Origin of the sequence: Mesorhizobium sp. M1329, from assembly GCF_040318035.1 — a bacterium.
Taxonomy (GTDB): domain Bacteria; phylum Pseudomonadota; class Alphaproteobacteria; order Rhizobiales; family Rhizobiaceae; genus Mesorhizobium.
Window position 1 is genome coordinate 123,477 of the sequence record NZ_JAMYLN010000016.1, and the last position, 20,825, is coordinate 144,301.

A 20,825-nucleotide genomic window follows, 5' to 3' on the forward strand; every position below is an offset into this window, starting at 1 on the left:
ATGCAGATTGATGAAGCGCGCGAGGTGAGGACCACCTGCCCCTATTGCGGGGTGGGTTGCGGCGTGCTGGCGAAGGTCGCCGCGGACGGCCAAATTACCGTTCGTGGCGACCCGGACCACCCGGCGAATTTCGGCCGGCTCTGCTCCAAGGGCTCGGCGCTGGCCGAGACCACCGATCTCGAAGGCAGGCTGCTTCATCCGGAAATCCACGGTCGCCGCACCGACTGGGACGAAGCGCTCGACCTTGTCGCTTCGACCTTCTCGCAAACCATTGCTGAGCACGGCCCTGACGCGGTCGCCTTCTACGTCTCCGGCCAGTTGCTGACTGAGGACTATTACGTCGCCAACAAGCTGATGAAAGGCTTCATCGGCTCGGCCAATATCGACACCAATTCGCGCCTGTGCATGGCCTCGTCGGTCGCCGGCCACCGCCGCGCCTTTGGCTCGGACACCGTTCCGGGAAATTACGAGGATCTGGAACTTGCCGACCTGATCGTACTGGTCGGCTCCAATCTCGCCTGGTGCCATCCGGTGCTCTACCAGCGCATTGCCGCCGCCCGGGAAAAGCGGCCCGAGATGAAGGTGGTGCTGATCGACCCACGCCGCACCATGACCTCAGATATCGCTGACATGCATCTGGCGATCGCGCCCGATGGCGATGTAGCTTTGTTCACAGGGCTGCTCGCCTATCTCGGCCAGCACAACGCGCTGGACCGCACCTATATCACGGCGCACACGACCGGCTTCGGGCAAGCCCTTTTCGCCGCCTCGGCGCTCGACCTTGCCGGCATCGCGGCGGCCACGGGCCTCGGCGAGGACGAGCTGGCCCGCTTCTACAGCCTGTTTGCCGCGACGGCGAAGACGGTGACCGTCTACAGCCAGGGCGTGAACCAGTCATCTTCGGGCACTGACAAGGTCAACGCCATCATCAACTGCCATCTGGCCACCGGTCGCATCGGCAAGCCCGGCGCCGGGCCGTTTTCGTTGACCGGCCAGCCCAACGCCATGGGCGGCCGTGAGGTCGGCGGCATGGCCAACATGCTGGCCGCCCACATGGAGATCGAAAACCCCGAGCACCGCAACCGCGTGCAGCGCTTCTGGCATGCCCCAACCGTCGCCGAAAAACCCGGCCTGAAAGCGGTCGAGATGTTCCAAGCGGTGGCCGACGGACGCATCAAGGCGCTGTGGATCATGGCGACCAATCCGGTCGATTCGATGCCGGATGCCGATGCGGTCGAAGCGGCGATCAAGGCCTGCCCGTTTGTTGTGGTGTCGGACGTGCTGGGCGAGACCGACACGGTCCGCCACGCCCATGTCCGGCTGCCGGCCACCGCATGGGGTGAAAAGGATGGCACCGTCACCAATTCGGAGCGCCGCATCTCGCGCCAGCGGGCTTTCTTGGCCACGCCCGGCGAGGCGAGGCCAGATTGGTGGATCATCGCTGAAGTCGCCAAGCTGATGGGCTTTGGCGAGGCGTTTTCGCATGTGTCGCCGGCCGACATCTTCGCCGAGCATGCCGCGTTGTCGGGCTTCGAGAATGACGGGGCACGCGATTTCGACATCGGCGCTTATGCCGGGGTCGATGCAGGGACGTATGAGGAGTTGGCGCCATTCCAATGGCCAGCGCCGAGCCAAGGCACCCCCCTCTGGCCTGCCGGCCATCTCCCCCTCAAGGGGGGAGATCAGCCGCCACCATGGCCTTCGCCAATCGTTACCATCGCTGAAAAGGCGGTGCCGGCAAAACTGCAAATCTCCCCCCTTCAGGGGGAGATGGCCGGCAGGCCAGAGGGGGGTGCCTGGCGCCAGCCGGAGGACAAAAGCACCCGCTTCTTCGCCAACGGCAATTTCTACACGCCCGACGGCAAGGCGCGCTTCATTGCCATCCGCCCAACCGTCGAAACCCGCACTAGCCCGGACTATCCGCTGATACTCAACACCGGCCGCGTCCGCGATCACTGGCACACCATGACGCGCACGGGAAAAAGCCCGCGCTTATCGCAGCACATGGCCGAACCGTTCGTCGAAATCCATCCGGCGAATGCGCAGCACTACGGCATCGGCGATGCCGATATCGTGCGCGTCTCAACCGCGTATGGCGAGGTGCTGGTCCGCGCGCTGGTGACGGTGCGCCAACGCCAAGGCTCTGTATTCGTACCGATGCACTGGACCGATCAGTTCTCCGGCCACGCGCGCGTCGATGCATTGGTAGCGCCGACGACCGATGCGAGTTCAGGCCAGCCGGCCTCGAAGAATGTTGCCGCCCGCATCGAGCGGTTCGCTGCCACGGCCTTCGGCTTCGCCGTGCTTGCCGAACGGCCCGCATCCATCGACGCCGATTACTGGGGCCTCGCCCGCTGCCCCGCCGGCTGGCGGCTTGAAATTGCGCTGCAGGACAGCCGCGACTGGACCGCGTTTGCCGCCTCCCTGTTAGGCATGGAAGGGGAGACGCTCGCCTATCACGACATCGCCGGCGGGCACCATCGCTTCGCCCGTTTCGCGGGCAGTCGGCTGGTCGGCGCGCTCTATCTTGCGCCCACTCCGGTAGCGGTGTCGCGCGGCTGGGCGGTCGAACAACTGGATGCCGACCATGCCGATCGGCAGGCGCGGTTGGCGATTGTCGCCGGCAGGCCTGGTGGCAAGAGCGTCGATCGCGGCGCCATCGTCTGCGCCTGTTTCGGGGTCGGTGCCAACCAGATCGCGGAAGCGGTGCGCGGCGGCTGCACCAGCGTTGCGGCAATTGGCGCCGCCCTTCACGCCGGCACCAATTGCGGCTCCTGTCGCGCCGAGATCAAGACCATTATCGACGGGCGGCGTCTTCAAGCTGCGGAGTGATGCCGAGGAACCCTGCCGCGCCGCTGCACGATGCTTACTAGCAATTTTCAAACCATGGGCTACCAACGTTCTGACTTCGATTCGCTCGGAACGGGAACCTATGAGCAAAGCCCTGACCTCATTCGCGCTGGCCGCCGTGCTGACGGCCTTGCTGATGGCGCTCAGCCTGGCGGTGGCCAGGCATGGCTATCCCTATGGCGCGATCGGCGCCAAGCGTCTGAGCGACGTCGCCGATGCAGGGACGTTCATTCCGCTCGCGGCGGTGTATTTTTTCAGCGCACTGCTGATGATGGTTCTGCCCATCAGGCTCGCCGGCATCGTCCTGACACATGCCGCCGATGCGATCTTCTGGACGGTCATCGTGTTGTTTGCGGTCATCGTTGGATGTCTCGCCGCGAGATTTGCTTTCGGTCAGCGCGATGTGCTCTCGACACTGCTGAACTGGCGGCTCCTGTTTGTCGCAGCCGTCGTCGGATGCCATCTCTTCATCAACGAGCTGCGCCGCAACATCCTGTTGAGAAGCCTGTTCTTCGTCGTCTTCGCCGCGGCGACACTGGCCTGCCTGTTTTGGTCCTTCAGCGTCTGAGTATGTGCGACCGTCGGGCGGACGGCTTAATTCTTGTCGACCGGCTTTGAGCGCATTCGCGAAACGGTCTCACGCTCGGCCCGCTTCGAACGCATCGGCGGCAGGCCGCGGTCGACCAAGTCCATGTCTTCCAGCACCATGTCGCCCATCCGCTTGAAGGCGACGTCGAGCGCACCGGCCCTATGGGCGGAGCGCAGGAACCCCGGCAATGTGCGGACCGGGTGATCCTGGGCCAGCGGTTCCTCAGGAAAAACATCGCTGGCGGCGACGATATGGCCGCTGCGGACAGCATCCATCAGTGCCGGGAAATCGACCACGCCGGCCCGGCTGAGCAGGATGAAAGCGGCTCCCTTGCGCATCCTGGCAAACGCCTCGGCACCAAGGAAACCCTGGTTTTCACTGGTCACCGAAGCGACGACGAAGACGAAATCGCTGTTCGACAGAACGTCGTCGAGAGAGGCCGGCTCGACGCCGTTTTCGATCAGGATCGACGGCGGCAGCCACGGGTCGAAGACTTTTGTCCGCGTGCGAAAGCCCGCCAGCAGCCGCTTGAGCGCACGGCCAAGATCGCCGAAGCCGATGATGCCGACATCCGCACCGGAAAGGAGCCGCGCCGTCTGGTTGCCGTCGCCGCCCCACAGCTCCTCGCCCTGACGAAATGCAAGATCGGCGTCGACGATGCCGCGGGCGAGGTTGAGCGCCATGGCGAGGCCGAGCTCGGCCACCGGTTCGGCAAACACCAGCCCGGTGGTGACGACATGGATGCCGCGCGAAAACAGCGTCTCGTACGGCATGTTGTTGATGAGGTTGCTCTCGACATTGAAGATGCAGCGCAGCGCCTTCATTTTTTCCAGCGTCTCCGGCGCGATCGGCGGTTGGCCGACGATGTAGCGGGTCTCGGCAAGGATATCCGCTGGCAGCGCCGCCACCCCCTCGGGCGACGTTTCGACGATGCGGTATTTCGATCGAAATTTCGCCAGCGCAGCCGGCGTGAAGATTAGGTCGAGTGTCCGCGGTTCGGGTGCGCTGATCACCAGCGGCAAGGCGCTGTCGGACATGATACTTCCTCCCGTGCGATCCGCGTCGCACCACACTAGAATCGTCTTTTCCCGCCCCCCGACACCTATCACATGCCGGTCGAGGAGGAGAAGTTTGCCTTCTTCGGCCTTGCGGTGCGGCGGTCGGTGGTCCAGATAGACGGCGATCGAAGGACGACAAGGAAGACAGCGACATGATCCCGTTTCGAAAGAACCTCATCGATGGCGAGTGGGTAGGCGATGCCGGCTCCCGCAACATCAACCCGTCCAATCTCGACGACGTAGTCGGCGAATATGCGTCGGGGGGCGCCGAGCACGCCCGGCAGGCCATCGCGGCGGCGAAAGCGGCATTTCCGGCATGGTCCCGATCGGGCCTGCTGGCACGCCATGCGGTGCTGAGGAAGGCGTCGGACGAGATCACCGCGCGGAAAGATGAAATCGGCCGGGCGTTGGCACGCGAGGAAGGCAAGACGCTGGTCGAGGGCATCGGCGAGACTGTGCGGGCTGCCCAGATATTTGACTTCTTCGCCGGCGAGACGCTGCGTCTTTCGGGCGAGCTGGTGCCGAGCGTGCGGCCGGGTGTCGGCGTCGAGATCACCCGCGAAGCGGTCGGCGTCGTCGGCATCATCACGCCGTGGAATTTCCCGATCGCCATCCCGGCCTGGAAAATCGCTCCGGCGCTGGCCTACGGCAACACCATCGTCTTCAAGCCGGCGGAACTCGTTCCGGAGAGCGCCTGGACCATTGTCGACATCCTGCACCGCGCCGGGCTGCCCAAGGGCGTGCTCAACCTGGTGATGGGCAAGGGTTCGGTCGTCGGCCAGGCCATGCTCGACAGTCCTGACCTCAACGCCATCACCTTCACCGGCTCTGTCGGTACCGGCAAGCGCGTCGCCGCCGCCAGCGTCGAGCACATGCGCAAGTTCCAGCTCGAAATGGGCGGCAAGAACCCGCTTGTCGTGCTCGACGATGCCGACCTTGCCGTCGCCGTCGACTGCGCCATCAACGGTGCCTACTTCTCGACCGGCCAGCGCTGCACGGCCTCGTCCCGCCTGGTGGTGACGGACGGCATCCATGACCGCTTTGTCGAGGCGCTCAAGGACCGCATGGCCAAGCTGGTCGTCGGCGATGCCCTCGATGCCAAGACCCAGATCGGACCGGTTGTCGACCAGAGCCAGTTGAAACAGGACGAAGACTATATCGCCATCGGCCGTCAGGAAGGCGCGGACCTTGCCTTCGGTGGCGGGCGGCTCGATCGTGAAACCCGCGGTTTCTATTTGCAGCCGGCGCTGTTCACCGAAACCACCAACGCCATGCGCATCTCGCGCGAGGAGATTTTCGGACCGGTCGCCAACGTCATCCGCGTCAAGGATTATGACGAGGCGCTGGCGGTGGCCAACGACACGCCGTTCGGCCTTACCTCCGGCATCTGCACCTCGAGCCTCAAGCATGCCACGCACTTCAAGCGCAATTCGGAAGCCGGCATGGTCATGGTCAACCTGCCGACGGCCGGCGTCGACTTCCACGTGCCTTTTGGCGGGCGCAAGGGATCGAGCTACGGCCCGCGCGAGCAGGGCCGCTATGCCGCAGAGTTCTACACCACGGTGAAGACCGCGTACACGTTTGCCGGCTAAGAAAAGGCGGCAAACCAGCCAGGCAGGCGAGCAAATCGATGGCATCTGAGAATACAGACCTGACCTGGCTCAATCCACCGCCGCACTATGCCTTCGGCAACGATACGGTGCATGTGCGGACCGGCAAGGAGACCGACCTCTGGCGCGAGACGTTCTACGGCTTCTGGCGTGACAATGGCCATTTCCTCTATCGTGAGGTCGAGGGGGATTTCAGCGCCGAAGTCACGGTCAAGGGGCAGTATGAGGTGCTTTACGACCAAGCCGGCCTTATGGTCCGCCTGAGCGAGACGCACTGGATCAAGGCCGGCATCGAATACACCGACGGGCTGATGTATTTTTCCGTCGTCGTCACCAACGATGCCTCCGACTGGTCGCTGGCCAGCATTCCCGCCGACCCCGACGGGGTCAGAATCCGCCTGACCCGCCATGCCGAGACGATCCGCGTCCAGTATCTGGACGCGTCCGACAAGCACTGGAAACCGGTGCGGCTTGCCTATTTCCCGCCGTCGAAAACGGTCGATGTCGGCATGATGTGCTGTTCGCCGCAGCGCGAGGGTTTCGAGGTCACATTCAGCGATTTTTCGATCGGCCCGCCGATCTCGCGAGAGCTTCACGACTGAGGCGCCGCGCTCCGATCGAGCGGTTTCGCCGTCCGGCCTTAGTAGGTCGCCCGGCCGCCGGAGACGTCGAAGACGGCAGCCGTAGTGAACGAGCATTCCTCGGACGCGATCCAGCAAATCAGCGCCGCCACCTCCTCGACCTCGCCGAACCGTGCCATCGGTATTTTGGACAGCATGAAGTCGATGTGCTGCTGGCTCATCTGCTGGAAGATCGCGGTGCGCACGGCCGCCGGCGTGACGCAGTTCACCGTCACCTTGGTCTTGGCCAGTTCCTTGCCGAGCGACTTGGTCATGCCGATCACCGCCGCCTTGGAGGTGCTGTAGGCCGAGGCGTTCGGGTTACCTTCCTTGCCGGCAATCGAGGCGATGTTGACGATCCTGCCGTAATTGCGTTCGAGCATATGCGGGACCAGCGCCTTGTTGCAGAAGAAGACGCCGTTGATGTTGATGTCGATGACCCGGCGCCAATCCTCCACGGAATACTCCCAGGTCGTCATGTTCGGTCCGGTGATGGCAGCACTGGTGACAAGGACATCGACTGCGCCCAACGCTTCGATCGTCTCTCCGGCGGCGGCTTCGACCGCTAGGGGGTCGGCAACGTCGAGGGTCACGCTGTGCAGGCCTGGAACAATGGCCTTGGCCTGCTCGATCTGGGCGGCATCGCGATCCCAGACCGAAACACGCCCGCCTTCGTCGGTAATCCTTTGCGCGACGGCCAGGCCGATGCCTGAGGCGCCGCCGGTGATAACAGCAGATCGTCCGGCAAATCGTCCCGCGAAACTCATCGGCATGTCGCATTCCTCCCAATCGGCGGCGAATGTGAAGTCAACGGCGGACAAGTTCAAGCGCGGACTTGCAGCCTCCGAACAGCTTGTGATGGGCCAGCACCGGGCAATTGAACCGGTAGGCGTTCCTGGCCCAATCGTCTCGTCCGGTATTGGGAGAACGGCTGGAACGACGCGCCCGGTTGGCATCCGGGTGACAGGCGGCGCCGGATGGGTTATATTGCACTGCACAATGCGAGCGCCTGCAGGCGAGCCCCGATCGATCCAATGAATCCGCCCATGAGCGGCCCATGAAATCGGCATTGAGCTGCAAGGACGGAAAACCGCTACCGAGATGAAGATTCCAAAATCTCTGTTGATCGATCCGGACAAGAACACGGCCTATGGCAGCTTTGCCGTTGCCGTCTCGATCTGGGCGTTCTCCTACTCGACCATTTTCGGCCAGGCCATGATCCTGGCCTACTATGCGGTCTGGCTGCCGCTCATCCTGGTCGACTACCGGAAGATATTAAGGCACGCTTCCAGCGCCTGGCTTCCGCTGGCCTTTGCAACCTATGTCTGCTTCTCGGTGTTCTGGTCGGCGGCCCCTGGCACGACGGCAAGGACGGCCGTCCAATATTGCTCCCATATCGCCTGCGCCTACATTGCCGCGCGCACCGTCAGCGTCCGGACTTTGACCATAGGCGCCCTGATCGGGATTTTCGTCGTCCTGCTCTATTCGCTCAAGGTCGCGAGTTATTCCTACGACGTTCTCGATGGCACGTATAATTTCGTCGGCGCATTCAGCTCCAAGAACCAGATCGGCTTTGTCGCATCGCTTGGCATCTATTTCTGCGTTGTCTACCTCGCCTTTCTCAGGCGTGGCCGGATAAGCTTTCTGCTGATCGTACCGATTGTCCTTCTATCGGGCTATCTGCTGGTGGTGTCTCATTCGGCCACTTCCATGGCATCGACCCCGGCGGTTCTCGCTCTGGTCGCCCTGCTTTCCATAGGCAAGCTGCTTTCGCTCCGCCATCGCCGGGTGATTTTCATGATCGGTGCGGGCGGGCTGATCGCCTGCACCGTGATTGCGCTGAATCTCGGGCTGATGGACTTTGTCCTTGGCCTTTTCGGCAAGGATTCAACGCTCACCGGACGAACCTACCTCTGGCAACAGGGCTGGAATGCCGCGCAGCAATCGCCCATACTCGGCGTTGGCTACGCGGCCTATTGGGTCCAGGGCTTCTCCGAGGCCGAGCGGCTGTGGAACGAATTCTACATCGCCGCCCGAAGCGGCTTCCACTTCCACAACACCTACATCGAGACCTTGGTGGAACTCGGCTTCGTCGGGGCGACACTGCTTTCGCTGATCATCCTGCGCACGCTCTGGGGTCACGTCTCGGCGCTGATATTCAGGACATGGCAAGCCGACTCCGTGATTCTTGCCGGCGTCATGGTGCTTCTGTTCATCCGCTCCTTCGTCGAGGTCGAGACCCTCAACCCCTACATCATGGGTTCGTTCCTGCTGTATTACAGCTACTTCAAGCTGGTGAGGGCGCCGGCCGTCGCTCCTTCCCGGTGGAGCGCCGTGAACCATCTCGAGGAACCGGACGCCGTGCGAGGCTAGCGCGGGCGGATCCAGGCGGTTCGTTGCCCGAAGGCCACTTTGTTTTCTGATCCACAAGATCCCAAACGCAAAAACCCCGCAGACCGCTGCCTGCGGGGTTGGTGCTTCTTCGCTCCGGTCGAAAGAAGCTACTGGATGGCCAGGGGCGCCGGTTTGACCTTGATCACGTCCCCTGGCAGCACTGGTGTGTCTTCATCGGCGGTGATTTCGCTGGTCTTGCCGTCGACCACCCGCACCAGGGAAAATGACAAGGCCGCTGGTTCGTTGTTGCCGTAGAATTGCGGCATGGGGCTGCCCGACAAGGCTTCGGACATCAAGGCCTTTTCCATATTGAGCTTCAGCGTCACCTCGTTGAGATCGGCTTCCGTCTGTTGCCGGTCGGTCGCGAGGCTGGAGTTCTGGGTGTTCTCGAGATCGATAGCGTCCTGGGTGGCCTTGCTGATCGACTGCTTGGCCGTGAGAATCGCCGTTTCGTAATCCAGGATCTGGCCTTCAAGGTCGGCGATGGTTTGCTGCGAGTTCAAAACCCGCGTGTTGACGACCAGGCCCTTTTGCGCCAGCGAGCCGATGCCGTTGAGCTGCTCCTTTGCCAGATCGACCTGCTTCTGCTGGTTGACGATCTTTTTCTGCAGCGAATCGATCTCGCTCTGCAGCAGCGCCTTCAAATCGTCGAGCGCCTGCAAGCGCAGCTTGAGTTTCTTCTGGTCGGCCGCCAGGATCGCCGTCTCATCGGCAACGATACTGGGCAGTTTCGGATCGTCGGCCACCTCTTTCGGCACCGCGAATGTCGGCTTGTCCGCCAGTTCCGCTTCGAGGCGGGCGCGCTTGACGGTTAGCCTGACCAATTGGTCCTGTAGTACGTCGAAATTGCCCTTGGCATTGATCAGGTCGCGGTCGAAGCGCTGCCCGCTCTCCGGGTTCCGCCGGGCTCCGCCGGCAATGCTCATCGCTTTCAGCACGGACAACCCAGGCACACAAGGGTACTGGCCGGGCGATTGCACCTCGCCAGAGATGTAGAATGGCCGGTACTGCGCCATTTCGACGGAAGCCTCCGGCTTGTCGGCCAGAGCGAGCTTGCGCTGCAGTGCCTCGCCGAGCGATGCCGCGATCTCCGAAGTCGTCTTGCCGGATGCGGGCATCTCGCCGACGAAGGGAACCGACAAGGTTCCAGCGGGGCCGACCGTGTATTCTCCATTGATGGCCGACCAGTCACGGAACGTGCCTTCGACGGTCTGCCATTCCGCCACGCGGATGGTCAGCTTGTCCTGTGCTCCAAGCCGATAGTCGTCGGCGAAGGCGAACTGTGGCAGGGCTAGCGACAGCGTCAAGCCGGTCGCCATTGTGAGGCAAGTCGTCAAAAGCCGTACTCGCCGCATGTGTCTGGAGAGAATGCCGGTGCAAAAGATATCGATTATATCTGCTTCCAACTGAGCGTTTCCGATCTGGTTTGCCCCGCCCAATGAGCTGCCGATGCCTGAGTCAGGGGCCTGAGTTCCGGGCCCGAATTCTGGACAGTCGCTCCTCGATGCACGGCCAGCAAGCGGCCGTCAGTAGCAGCCTCGCGACATCCAGACCGCAGGTACGGTCTTGATGATGATGCGGATGTCTTCGAACATCGACCAGTTCTCGACATAGTGCCTGTCGAATGCGACGCGACTGTCATACGAAACATCGTTGCGTCCGCTGACCTGCCAGAGCCCGGTCAGGCCGGGGCGCGATTTCAGGTAATAGACGGCCGAATTGCCATAGATCTCCAGCTCATCGCGCACCACGGGACGAGGCCCGACCAGGCTCATATCCCCCTGCAGGATGTTGATGATCTGCGGCAACTCATCAAGGCTGAGCTTCCTCAGCACCGCTCCGACGCGCGTGATCCGCGGGTCGTTCTTCAACTTGCGGGTCGCTATCCATTCGGCATTGGCCTCCGGATTCGCGGCGAGATAGGCAGCAAGCACCCGCTCGCCGTCTGGAACCATGGTGCGGAACTTGAGGCACGGAAAAATCCGTCCTCCGCGGCCGATCCGGCTGTGACCATAGAAAATCGGCCCGCCATCGGAAAACCTGACAAGCAGCGCTATCATCACAAACAGCGGGCTGAGAGCGACCAGGCCGATCAGCGAACCGGCAATATCGAAGCTGCGTTTGAGCAGGCCGCCGATCGGTGGCGGAAAATCGAGGCCGGCCTGCGAAAAATCCGCATCGGCCGGCTTGGCTACGTCCCTCATGCGTAAACTCCATACGTTGAACGGATGGTTTAGCGCACGATACCAAAAAAATGTTGCAGCGCAACACACAATTTCCCAGTCGGCTGTAATAGTCGCGTCATGAACTGACTAAATAATAAACTCGTCCTGCACAAAATTTCGCCTTTATGTCGCAAAAGAGACAGATTATGGGCAAATTTGGAAAAGCTAGTCCAATTTTGGGGCTGATTTTAGGCGATTCGCTCTTTATACGCTGCTACGGAGCTTTGCCGTCATTTAGAATTTCAAAATATCGACTGATGTCATGATGAAATACTAGTCGATATCATAACTCTTACTAGAGAGAGTCGATATCCGGCAATCGGTGGTGATGCCGACGTGTGCATTGCACCATGGCAGAGTCGATCCCGAGGATTCGTCTAAAATTATTCCGCAGCTGCCCTTGCCGACTATTGCGCGGCTCAATAGAGTTGCAAATTGTTTCTGTCGGACCATGGACAGATTGGGCTAGGCCGGAAGCAACCGGCCAGAAGCGGGCAACCTAAATAAGCTCGCAGAGTTTAAGGGAGGTGCTCGGGGTGGGCTTGTCGACATTTTTTCCCGAGCCGGTTGATGGGCTATCGGGTATGTCACTGCCAAAGTTCATTATCGGAATGTGTTTTGCGCTGGCGATCGTGATCGTCTGGTCCTATTTGGGCGGCGCCTCGCTCGGCACGACGCTGTTTCGCGTCATCGGCTGTGCCATAGTCATCCAACTCGGTTATTTTCTGCTGGTCTTTGCCATGGTCGCCAGAAATGCCCCGACCCCGGCGGACAAGATTCGCGACACAGAACGAAAGCTGAGTTCGAACGAGGCGGCCGAAGGCGAGAAACTCAGTGCCAGGAGGGGCCTTCACTGATTTCGGGCCTGGCCTCCAGCAACGCGCCGCAAGTCGGCATCCCGTTTCTTCAACTCCTCGATGCTTCCGGCCTCAATCAAGCGGCCACTCTCCATTGCCGCGACCTACTCGGCAGTGACCGGCTGGCCAACTGAGCGCGCCATTGGGGCGCGCCATTGGGGGTTGATCCTGAGCGTGTAGGAACGGCTCTGCCAAGCGGCGCATTTCTGGAGCTATCCCGATTGAGGCTCGCCGCCTGCCGAACCGGGCCATGACACCCAGCAAAATGAAAAACTGGACGGCGCCGATGATTTTGGCGATGCTTGCTTCGCACTTGCAGCATAGGCATTTGGGCCGATGCATTTCAGATGGGCGGTGGGGCATTGAGCGGACGGGGCGAGGAAATCCGCAACGACTTCTGCAATCGAGAGGCATTGTCCATGACATCATCCCAGGTCTGCGTGATCATCGCCGCCCGCAATGCGGCGCGGACAATCCCGGCTGCCATCGCATCGGCGTTACGCGAGCCGGAGGTTGCGGAAGTCGTCGTCGTCGACGACGCGTCCACCGACGATACCGCGAAAGTCGCCCACGCGGCCGGCGACGGCACGGGCCGCCTTTCCGTCATCCGCTTCGACGTCAATCGCGGCCCATCCTTTGCCCGCAACGCCGCGATAGCGGGTTCCAGGTCGCCGTTCATCAGCATCCTGGACGCTGATGATTTCTTTTTCGAAGGCAGGTTTCAGAGACTGTTCGCCAGCACCGATTGGGACTTCGCTGCAGACAACATCATGCTTGTCAGGGACGACGCGGCAACCGATGTTTCGAAAATCGTCGCTCCACCGTTCTCGCCCGAGCCGGAATTCCTCGACTTCGAGGGTTTCATCGACGCCAACATCTCCAGGCGCCGTGTGCAACGAGCGGAACTGGGCTTCCTCAAGCCAGTGATCAGCCGCGCCTTTCTCGATCGGCATGGGCTGCGCTACGACGAGAAGCTGCGCCTGGGTGAAGACTATGAACTCTATGCGCGCGCGGTTGCCCATGGCGCGCGCTTCAAGGTCATCAAATCCTGCGGCTACGGCGCGATCGTGCGCGCCGATTCGCTGAGCGGACGGCACAAGACCCAGGACCTGAAGCATCTGGCCGATGCCGACCTGGCACTGCTGGCGATCGACAGTTTGCCGGAGGCATCGAAGGCTGCGGTGAGAAGGCACGAGCGGCACATCCGCGACAAATACCGGTTGCGGAAGTTTTTAGACGTGAAGGCTGAGCGTGGGCTGGCGCCGGCCGCGGCCTACGCCTTGGCCGGCCCGTCCAACCTCACAGCCGTCGTCCGCGGCGTCGCCTCCGACAAGCTGGATGCGCTGTTTCGCCGCGCTGGCCTCACCGCGAAGCGTCAGCATGTGCCGCCGCTCCGCTTCCTCATGGCCGGAACCAGCACGGCCGGCGAAAGCTAGGCCCGTCAACGTGCGACGGCGGTAGCTACTACCTTACCCTTCTGTCGGCTCGCACCGTTTCAACGAGATTCATGAGTTTACGATCTAGGTGGTTGCCTATCCGCGCAGGGAATGGCAATCTATGTTGCGGTGCAGCAATTTTGGACGGCCAACCGAACTGGCCCGAGACATCCCCTGTCGGAGGAGCTGGACGATGCGAGAAATGTCTTTTGAATGTGGACGGGCACTAAGGCCGTTCACCAGCTCGACGATGATGGGACGCTGAGTGCATGGCCTCGATCTTTCGCTTCCGATCGAGAGATCCGGCGCGCGACACGCAGACCGACACCTCGCGCCTCGATCGGTTGGCAAAGCTGCTGGACCAGATCGCGGCCGAAGTCGAGGCGGAGAAGAGCGGCCTTGAGAACCGCTACAGGACAACGGCTACCAATGCCGCCTTTCTCGTCGAGGCCATGGAGAACGGAGCAGTCTCCTCTCGCAGGTCTTCCGAAGTCGGCGAACTGACGAGGTCGATCCTGAATTGCGAGCGGCGCATCGCAGCGCTGTCGCGCCAGATGCAGATGATGAAGGATCTCCGTCATTCGCTGGATGAAATCTTCGAGGAGAAGCGGCAGAACCGTCCCGACATAAGGACCGATTTTGTGAAGCCCGCCGATTCCGGCACAGGCTGAGCGAACACCCCGGTTCGGCGCAATGGTTTTAGGCACAACACGGAGCTTGGGAGCGACAGAGGTCAAGATCAGGTTGTTTCGTCACGGTTCGAACGATCGCTTTGGGGGCGCACAGCACAAGGTGAGTTTGATATGAATGCAGATCCTAAAAGCACGTCCGCCCCGGCGACCCGCGGCACCCCGTCCACGCGCCCGATCCCAGGCGAGCTGCGGCGGCTCCGTTCAGACGGCGCGTTTCTGCTGCTCGTTCTCGTCAGCATGGTTGCGGGCCTGGTGCCCGTCCGCGCCCAAGATCTCCCAACCGCGCCGTCCTTTGTCGATGATTTCAACAGCCTCAGTCGCGCGCGCTGGTACATTTCCGACGGCTGGACGAACGGCAAGCATCAGAACTGCACCTGGTCCAAAAGCCTGATCGGGCTTTCCGACGGCATGCTGACGCTCGGTTTCGAGAAGCGCAAGCTGAAGGATCGCGAATTCGCCTGCGCCGAGATCCAGACCAAACAGCGCTTCGGCTACGGCACTTACGAGGCGCGGATGAAGACCGACACGGGCTCCGGCGTCAACGCGGCATTCTTCAGCTTCGTCGGCGATGCCGACAAGCAGCCGCATGATGAGATCGACTTCGAGGTGCTGACCAAGGACACGTCCAAGGTTCAGGTCAACGCCTACATAGCCGGCAAAGGCAAGAACGAGAAACTGGTCGACGTCGCCGGCGGCACCGACAAGGCCTTCAACGACTACGCCTTCGTCTGGGAAAAGGACCGGCTGCGCTGGTACGTCAACGGCAAGCTTGTCCACGAGATCACCGATCCGGCGAAGCTGCCCACCCATTCGCAAAGGATCTATTTCAGCCTGTGGGGCAGCGATACGATGAAGGGCTGGATGGGGCCGTTCTCGGATCCGGGCCGCAAGCTCACCATGCAGGTGGATCGCGTTGCATTCACCGCACTTGGCCAGCCCTGCCAATTCCCGGAATCGCTGGCATGCAACACAAACTAGAAGCGCATCTGAACCGGCCGGGCCGAAGATGGTCCGAAGCCCGAAGCTCGAACAGGCCTGAAGCCTTGAACAGGAATGAAACCGAATGAATTTGACTGTCTTTGGAATCGGCTATGTCGGTCTTGTACAGGCGGCGGTGCTTGCCGAAGTCGGCCATCAGGTGGTCTGTGTCGACATCGATGCAAAAAAGGTCGAGCGGCTCAACCAGGGTCATGTCCCGATCTTCGAGCCGGGGCTCGAAAACATGGTCAAGGAGAACCATGCCGCCGGCCGCATCAAGTTCACCACCGACGCCGCCGCGGCGATCAAGCATGGCCAGATCCAGATGATCGCCGTCGGCACGCCGCCGGGCGAGGATGGTTCGGCCGACCTCAAATATGTGCTGGCCGTCGCCGAGGCCATCGGTCGTGAGATGGACGAGCCCAAGATCGTCGTCGGCAAGTCGACCGTGCCCGTCGGCACCTGCGAAAGGATAAAGGCCAGGATCGCCGCAACGCTGAAGGCGCGCGGGCGCGAGGATCTGGCTTTCGACGTCGCCTCCAATCCGGAATTCCTCAAGGAAGGGTCCGCTGTGAGCGACTGCATGAAACCCGACCGCATCATCGTCGGCACCAGCAACGAGGAGACCGAGGCGGTGATGCGCGAGCTCTACGCGCCGTTCAACCGCAACCACGAAAAGATGATCGTGATGGATGTGCGCAGTGCCGAGTTCACCAAATACGCGGCCAATTGCATGCTGGCGACCAAGATCAGCTTCATGAATGAAATGGCCAACCTGGCCGAGCAACTGGGCGCCGACATCGAGGAGGTCCGCAAGGGCATCGGCAGCGACCCGCGGATCGGCTACCACTTCATCTATCCGGGCCTCGGCTATGGCGGCTCGTGCTTCCCGAAGGATGTGCGTGCCCTGATCAAGACCGCCGAGGCCGTCAAGTTCGACGCCAAGCTGCTGCGTGCCGTCGAGGAGCGCAACAACCAGCAGAAGTCGGTCCTGTTCGAGAAGGTGGACCGCTATTTCAAGGGCAATCTCAAGGGCAAGACATTTGCTCTGTGGGGCCTGGCCTTCAAACCCAATACCGACGACATGCGCGAGGCCCCGGCCCGCACGCTGATGGAAGCGCTCTGGGCCGCCGGTGCCAATGTCCAGGCCTATGATCCGGAGGCGATGCAGGAATGCCAGGCGATCTACGGGCTGCGGGACGACCTGCAACTGTGCGGCACCAAGGAGGCCGCGTTGCGAGGCGCCGACGCGCTCTTGATCGTGACCGAGTGGAAGAGCTTCAGCGCGCCGTCCTTCGATGCGCTGAAGAACGCGCTGACCACGCCCGTCATCTTCGACGGACGCAACCTCTACGACCCCAAGGTCATGGCCCGCCACGGCATCGAATACCACAGCATCGGCAGAATGGCGGCGTGACGCCAGGGCGGTCCAGCAAGGAGCCAGGTTCATGAAAGTTCTGTTTGCAGGCGGCAACGGCTACACGCCCCAGTTCAGCGGTGGCGTTCAGTCGAGCACGCACCATCTGGTCGAGCAGCTGCGCGAGCACGGTCATGACGCCTCGGTTCTGGCGGCGCTGTTCGGTGACGGCATGTTCGGTTTCAAGGCGCGCGCCAAGATGAAACTGCTTCGCCAGCGTGCGGTCATCGACAGCTATCCCGGCTATCCGGTCGTGCGGGCATGGTTTCCCTGGGAGGCGGCCCGCTTCGCGGTCGAACGGCTCGATCCCGATGTCGCCGTCGTGCAGTGCCACAAATCGGTGCCGATCGGAAAGGCGCTGCAGGCGCTCGGCGTGCCACTAGTGGTCTATCTGCGGAACGTCGAATTCCACGAATTGGCCGGCGACCTGCGCGAATTGCATTCGGCGCTTTATATCGCCAATTCCGAATTCACAGCGCGCACCTATAAGGAAAAGTTCGGCATCGATTCGACCGTGATTCCACCGACCATCAATCCCGGGCTCTATAGCACGCCGACCACCGGCGAATTCGTCACGCTGATCAATCCTTACAATGAAAAAGGGTTCGAACTCGCCGTGCGCATCGCCGGCCAATGCCCCGAAATCCCGTTCCTGTTCGTCGAAAGCTGGAAGCTCGACGACGACCACCGGGCGCAGATCGAACAGATCATCGCGCCGCTGCGCAACGTCAGGCTGGAAAGCCGCACCAGCGACATGAAGACCGTCTATGGCCGCACCAAGATCCTGCTGGCGCCCAGCAAATGGGAAGAGGCGTGGGGGCGGGTGGCGTCCGAGGCCCATTGCAGCGGTATTCCGGTCGTCGGGTCCCGCCGCGGCGGCCTGCCGGAAGCGATTGGCGCCGGCGGCGTGGTGCTCGACTACGACGCACCGCTCGACGACTGGGTCGCTGCGGTCAGGCGGCTATGGAGCGACAAGGCCGAGTACGACCGTCTGTCGGCGGCGGCGCAGCTGTTTTCGGAGCGGCCGCAAATGAACCCCGACAGCCAGTTCGCGACTTTTCTCGGCGTTCTCGACCGCGCCAGGCAAGGCGCGCTAGAGCGTGCCGCCTGATGCATTTCGTCCAAAACCATGCATGTCGCGTAAAAGCCAGCCTTCGCGCCTGACCCGAGGGGATGGCTTGGGACAACGACACGCACAACACCAGACGCTTGAAGCGCCTCGCACGGCGGCGACGAGCGTCAGCCCTCATCCGCGCGAGCCGATCGACCGGCCTCGAAAGATCGTCCATTCGATGAAGATTTGCTTCGTAGTTGATAAGTTCCCCTCTTTGTCGGAGACCTTCGTCCTCGACCAGATAGAAGGGTGCCTCGAGCGCGGCATGCAAGTCGGCGTCGTCTGCAACGAGACATCCTTCGGTAAGGACAGCAACATCGACGATCGCCGCTGGCAGGCTCTCCCTGGCAAGGTCGTCTGCTGGTGGGGCGGGCTAGGGCGCTTTCGCCCGACGCTCAGGAGATGGTCGGGCAGGTTCTGGGATAAGCTCTCGACCGCTGTCGACATCGCTTTTGCGCGCAAATTGCAGAACGCCGATGTGATCGTCGCGCATTTCGGCAATAACGGCATGCGCGTCGCCCGCGCCATGAAACGAGGCCGGATTTCCGCTCCGCTGGTGACCATATTCCACGGCCGCGATGTTGGCGAACCGCTGCATGACAAAACGCTCACGCGCTACAAGGTTGTCTTCGACAAGGGCGTGCTCCAGCTGCCGGTGAACGCGTTTTTCCGCGACGCCCTGATCGGCGTCGGCGCACCCTCCGCGCAAGTCATGGTTCACCATATGGGCGTGCGGCCCGGTGAGATCGGCTACCATTGGCGTTCCTGGGACCGGGACACGCTGTCCTTCATCTCGGTCTGCCGGCTGACCGAAAAGAAGGGCATCGAATTCGCCCTTCGCGCCCTCGCCAGCCTGCCGCGGCGCGACTGGGTCTATTCGGTGATTGGCGGCGGCGAATTGTTGGAAGAGTTGAAAAAGCTCGCCGCAAATCTCGGCATTGTCGACCGGGTGACTTTCCTCGGGCCGCGCCCGCACGCCGAGGTCAAGCAGCGCCTGCGCAATGCCCACGTATTCCTCCTGCCCAGCGTTGCCGCGCGAGACGGCGATCTCGAGGGTATTCCGGTGGCGCTGATGGAGGCTATGGCCGCCGGGCTGATCGTGGTCAGCACCTATCACTCGGGCATTCCCGAGCTGATCGAGGATCAGGAGACAGGCTTCCTCGCACCGGAGCGAGATGTCGCGGCGTTGGCCCGCAAGCTTGTCTGGGTGGCCGAGAACCCGGACAAATGCGAGCGCATCGCACGTGCGGCGCGCCGCAAGATCGAGCAGGATTTCAACGCGGACGTACTCAACGAACGTTTTGCGCAGATCGTTGCCCAACTGGCCGAAGCCAGGCGCCCGGCATGAACGCCAACCCGCCCCCCCAGTTTGGTCGCGTCGCCCTGCGCGGCGGCGTGGTGACGATCGGCGCGCAAGGCTTCAAGATGGCGATCCAGTTTCTCTCCGTCATCGTGCTTGCGCGTCTGCTCGTGCCCGAGGATTTCGGCCTGGTGGCTTCCGTCGGGCCGATCGTGGCCTTTGTCGGGCTGCTTCAAAACCTTGGCCTGCAGCAGGCCGTGGTCCAGCGCAAGGACATCAGCACCGAGCAGCTCAACCAGGTATTCTGGATCAGTGCGCTGGTGGGGCTGGGCAGTGCCGTGATGGTGGCATGCCTGGCGCCCGCCATCGCTGCCTTCTATGGCGATCAACGCATGGTCGGGATCACCATCGGCTCTGCCTTGCCGCTGCTGCTTGGCAGCCTCGCCGCGGTGCCGCTGGCGCTGATGAACCGTCATTTGCGCTTTGGCCAGCTCGCGCTGAACGACGTGATAACCGCTGCCGCCGGACTTGCGACTACCGCAATCGCCGCCTATGCGGGACTGGGCTACTGGTCGCTGGTCATAGGCCCGGCGGTTTCGGCTGTTGTCGCGCTTGCCGCGGCGTGGCAGGTGGCGCGCTGGGCACCTTCGCGGCCGGACCTGAAGGTCGATACCGACATATTGTCCTTCGGCGCGAATCTGACCGGCTTCAATCTGGCCAACTTCTTCTCGCGCAATCTCGACAACATCCTGATCGGAAAATATTCGGGCGCGATCGAGCTCGGCTATTATGACCGCGCCTACAAGCTCCTGCTGTTTCCGCTGCAGAACATCAACCAGCCGCTGACACGCGTGATGGTGCCGCTGCTGAGCCGCATCCATGAGGACAAGGTGCGGTTTCGCGACATCTATGTGCGAACCAATTGGATGCTGGCGGCCATCACCATGCCCGGCATCGCGGCGCTGACGCTGACGTCGGACCAGGTCGTCGGGCTTCTCTTCGGCGAGCGCTGGACGGCGGTGGCGCCGATCTTCGCCTGGCTGGGCATTGCCAGCCTGATCCAGTCCGTCTCGAGTACCACAGGATGGATCTTCATCTGCCAGGGCAAGACCAAGACCATGTTCCACTGGGGCATCTACTCGTCGCTGACGACGGTCGCCGCTTTCATCATCGGCCTGCACTGGGGCGCCGTCGGCGTCGCGGCGGCCTACGCGATCAGCGGCTATGTACTGCGCGTCCCGGTACTTGCCGTTCTTGTCCACCGGGTCGGCCCGGTGACCGCAGCCGACTTCCTGGTCATGCAGGGGCTTTTCATCGCGTCGTCGCTGCTTGCCTGGTCCGTGTACCGCGAGTTGCCGGCATCGCTGACCGGCCAGTCAGACCTGCTCGCGGTGGTCCTGGCGGTTGCGCTCAATTATTCGATCGGCCTGATCCTCATGCTTGCCCTTCGCCAGTCGCGCAGCGCCTTGTTCACCACGCTTTCCAGCGCCATGCGCAACGCCCGCTAGGCCGGCAATCACCGGCCTCAAAAGCTCACCTGCCGACATCGCCGACGCATGCTCCTCAAGCACTGCCTGAAGGCTCGTCCTGCGATAGAGGTCGAGATTGGCGGTAAGTCTGCCGAGCTTCTCGCTCGCTTCCTCTGGCGTCACCGTGTCGATGTCGAGCAGCAGGTCGGCGACGCC

17 protein-coding genes are annotated in these 20,825 nt (G+C 62.0%); 13 read left to right on the forward strand and 4 right to left on the reverse strand.

What is annotated here, in order from left to right; genetic code table 11:
• Both NKH21_RS18110 and NKH21_RS18115 read left to right on the forward strand, forming a co-directional pair.
• Complete coding sequence (locus tag NKH21_RS18110) at window positions 1-2,832, forward strand: nitrate reductase (RefSeq protein ID WP_352866629.1); 2,832 nt, start codon at window positions 1-3, stop codon at window positions 2,830-2,832.
• Window positions 2,833-2,932: 100 nt separating this feature from the next.
• Window positions 2,933-3,418 (forward strand): hypothetical protein, encoded by a 486-nt coding sequence (locus NKH21_RS18115; protein WP_352487949.1) that lies wholly within the window; start codon window positions 2,933-2,935, stop codon window positions 3,416-3,418.
• A gap of 26 nt (window positions 3,419-3,444) precedes the next feature.
• Here NKH21_RS18115 and NKH21_RS18120 read toward each other — a convergent pair whose 3' ends face one another.
• The gene (locus NKH21_RS18120) at window positions 3,445-4,476 is read right to left on the reverse strand and encodes a hydroxyacid dehydrogenase (protein WP_352866632.1); all 1,032 of its coding nucleotides are present in this window, start codon (window positions 4,474-4,476) and stop codon (window positions 3,445-3,447) included.
• 176 nt (window positions 4,477-4,652) lie between these two features.
• Here NKH21_RS18120 and NKH21_RS18125 point away from each other — a divergent pair, with 176 nt between their 5' ends.
• Window positions 4,653-6,089, forward strand: coding sequence for an aldehyde dehydrogenase family protein (locus NKH21_RS18125; protein WP_352866685.1), 1,437 nt, complete (start codon window positions 4,653-4,655; stop codon window positions 6,087-6,089).
• A gap of 38 nt (window positions 6,090-6,127) precedes the next feature.
• Window positions 6,128-6,709: a DUF1349 domain-containing protein gene (locus tag NKH21_RS18130; RefSeq protein WP_352866634.1), complete on the forward strand. Its 582-nt coding sequence runs from the start codon at window positions 6,128-6,130 to the stop codon at window positions 6,707-6,709.
• A gap of 38 nt (window positions 6,710-6,747) precedes the next feature.
• Here NKH21_RS18130 and NKH21_RS18135 read toward each other — a convergent pair whose 3' ends face one another.
• Window positions 6,748-7,500: an SDR family NAD(P)-dependent oxidoreductase gene (locus NKH21_RS18135; RefSeq protein WP_352665462.1), complete on the reverse strand. Its 753-nt coding sequence runs from the start codon at window positions 7,498-7,500 to the stop codon at window positions 6,748-6,750.
• 328 nt (window positions 7,501-7,828) lie between these two features.
• On the opposite strand from NKH21_RS18135, the gene NKH21_RS18140 reads away from it, so the two are divergent.
• Complete coding sequence (locus tag NKH21_RS18140; protein WP_352866637.1) at window positions 7,829-9,100, forward strand: O-antigen ligase family protein; 1,272 nt, start codon at window positions 7,829-7,831, stop codon at window positions 9,098-9,100.
• Window positions 9,101-9,228: 128 nt separating this feature from the next.
• Here the strand turns inward: NKH21_RS18140 and NKH21_RS18145 are convergent, their stop codons facing one another.
• Both NKH21_RS18145 and NKH21_RS18150 read right to left on the reverse strand, forming a co-directional pair.
• Window positions 9,229-10,440, reverse strand: a complete 1,212-nt coding sequence (locus NKH21_RS18145) for a polysaccharide biosynthesis/export family protein (protein WP_352866639.1) — start codon at window positions 10,438-10,440, stop codon at window positions 9,229-9,231.
• A 207-nt stretch (window positions 10,441-10,647) separates the two neighbouring features.
• Window positions 10,648-11,325, reverse strand: a complete 678-nt coding sequence (locus NKH21_RS18150; protein WP_352665459.1) for a sugar transferase — start codon at window positions 11,323-11,325, stop codon at window positions 10,648-10,650.
• Between the two features lie 605 nt (window positions 11,326-11,930).
• Here NKH21_RS18150 and NKH21_RS18155 point away from each other — a divergent pair.
• From NKH21_RS18155 to NKH21_RS18190, 8 genes are all read left to right on the forward strand, one after another.
• Window positions 11,931-12,203 (forward strand): exopolysaccharide production repressor protein, encoded by a 273-nt coding sequence (locus tag NKH21_RS18155; RefSeq protein WP_352866641.1) that lies wholly within the window; start codon window positions 11,931-11,933, stop codon window positions 12,201-12,203.
• 419 nt (window positions 12,204-12,622) lie between these two features.
• Complete coding sequence (locus tag NKH21_RS18160; protein WP_352866643.1) at window positions 12,623-13,639, forward strand: glycosyltransferase family 2 protein; 1,017 nt, start codon at window positions 12,623-12,625, stop codon at window positions 13,637-13,639.
• Between the two features lie 269 nt (window positions 13,640-13,908).
• On the forward strand, window positions 13,909-14,310 hold the full coding sequence (locus NKH21_RS18165; protein ID WP_352665455.1) for a hypothetical protein: 402 nt from the start codon (window positions 13,909-13,911) through the stop codon (window positions 14,308-14,310).
• A 132-nt stretch (window positions 14,311-14,442) separates the two neighbouring features.
• A complete protein-coding gene (exoK, locus tag NKH21_RS18170; protein ID WP_502911899.1) occupies window positions 14,443-15,309 on the forward strand; it encodes an endo-1,3-1,4-beta-glycanase ExoK in 867 nt (288 codons plus the stop codon).
• Between the two features lie 85 nt (window positions 15,310-15,394).
• Entirely contained in the window at window positions 15,395-16,726 is a 1,332-nt protein-coding gene (locus NKH21_RS18175; RefSeq protein WP_352866645.1) for a UDP-glucose dehydrogenase family protein, read from the forward strand.
• A 31-nt stretch (window positions 16,727-16,757) separates the two neighbouring features.
• On the forward strand, window positions 16,758-17,837 hold the full coding sequence (locus tag NKH21_RS18180) for a glycosyltransferase (protein WP_352487965.1): 1,080 nt from the start codon (window positions 16,758-16,760) through the stop codon (window positions 17,835-17,837).
• A 67-nt stretch (window positions 17,838-17,904) separates the two neighbouring features.
• The gene (locus NKH21_RS18185) at window positions 17,905-19,188 is read left to right on the forward strand and encodes a glycosyltransferase (RefSeq protein WP_352866647.1); all 1,284 of its coding nucleotides are present in this window, start codon (window positions 17,905-17,907) and stop codon (window positions 19,186-19,188) included.
• Window positions 19,185-20,648, forward strand: a complete 1,464-nt coding sequence (locus NKH21_RS18190) for a lipopolysaccharide biosynthesis protein (RefSeq protein ID WP_352866649.1) — start codon at window positions 19,185-19,187, stop codon at window positions 20,646-20,648. Before NKH21_RS18185 ends, NKH21_RS18190 begins: the two co-directional genes overlap by 4 nt.
• Window positions 20,649-20,825: the final 177 nt, after the last annotated feature.

What these genes read in the sequence shown, in the direction of transcription:
- NKH21_RS18110 (WP_352866629.1), top strand. Translation starts at nt 1, where the DNA reads ATGCAGATTGATGAAGCGCGCGAGGTGAGGACCACCTGCCCCTATTGC.
- NKH21_RS18115 (WP_352487949.1), top strand. Translation starts at nt 2,933, where the DNA reads ATGAGCAAAGCCCTGACCTCATTCGCGCTGGCCGCCGTGCTGACGGCC.
- NKH21_RS18120 (WP_352866632.1), bottom strand. Translation starts at nt 4,476, where the DNA reads ATGTCCGACAGCGCCTTGCCGCTGGTGATCAGCGCACCCGAACCGCGG.
- NKH21_RS18130 (WP_352866634.1), top strand. Translation starts at nt 6,128, where the DNA reads ATGGCATCTGAGAATACAGACCTGACCTGGCTCAATCCACCGCCGCAC.
- NKH21_RS18135 (WP_352665462.1), bottom strand. Translation starts at nt 7,500, where the DNA reads ATGCCGATGAGTTTCGCGGGACGATTTGCCGGACGATCTGCTGTTATC.
- NKH21_RS18140 (WP_352866637.1), top strand. Translation starts at nt 7,829, where the DNA reads ATGAAGATTCCAAAATCTCTGTTGATCGATCCGGACAAGAACACGGCC.
- NKH21_RS18145 (WP_352866639.1), bottom strand. Translation starts at nt 10,440, where the DNA reads ATGGCGACCGGCTTGACGCTGTCGCTAGCCCTGCCACAGTTCGCCTTC.
- NKH21_RS18150 (WP_352665459.1), bottom strand. Translation starts at nt 11,325, where the DNA reads ATGAGGGACGTAGCCAAGCCGGCCGATGCGGATTTTTCGCAGGCCGGC.
- NKH21_RS18155 (WP_352866641.1), top strand. Translation starts at nt 11,931, where the DNA reads ATGTCACTGCCAAAGTTCATTATCGGAATGTGTTTTGCGCTGGCGATC.
- NKH21_RS18160 (WP_352866643.1), top strand. Translation starts at nt 12,623, where the DNA reads ATGACATCATCCCAGGTCTGCGTGATCATCGCCGCCCGCAATGCGGCG.
- NKH21_RS18165 (WP_352665455.1), top strand. Translation starts at nt 13,909, where the DNA reads ATGGCCTCGATCTTTCGCTTCCGATCGAGAGATCCGGCGCGCGACACG.
- exoK (WP_502911899.1), top strand. Translation starts at nt 14,443, where the DNA reads ATGAATGCAGATCCTAAAAGCACGTCCGCCCCGGCGACCCGCGGCACC.
- NKH21_RS18175 (WP_352866645.1), top strand. Translation starts at nt 15,395, where the DNA reads ATGAATTTGACTGTCTTTGGAATCGGCTATGTCGGTCTTGTACAGGCG.
- NKH21_RS18180 (WP_352487965.1), top strand. Translation starts at nt 16,758, where the DNA reads ATGAAAGTTCTGTTTGCAGGCGGCAACGGCTACACGCCCCAGTTCAGC.
- NKH21_RS18190 (WP_352866649.1), top strand. Translation starts at nt 19,185, where the DNA reads ATGAACGCCAACCCGCCCCCCCAGTTTGGTCGCGTCGCCCTGCGCGGC.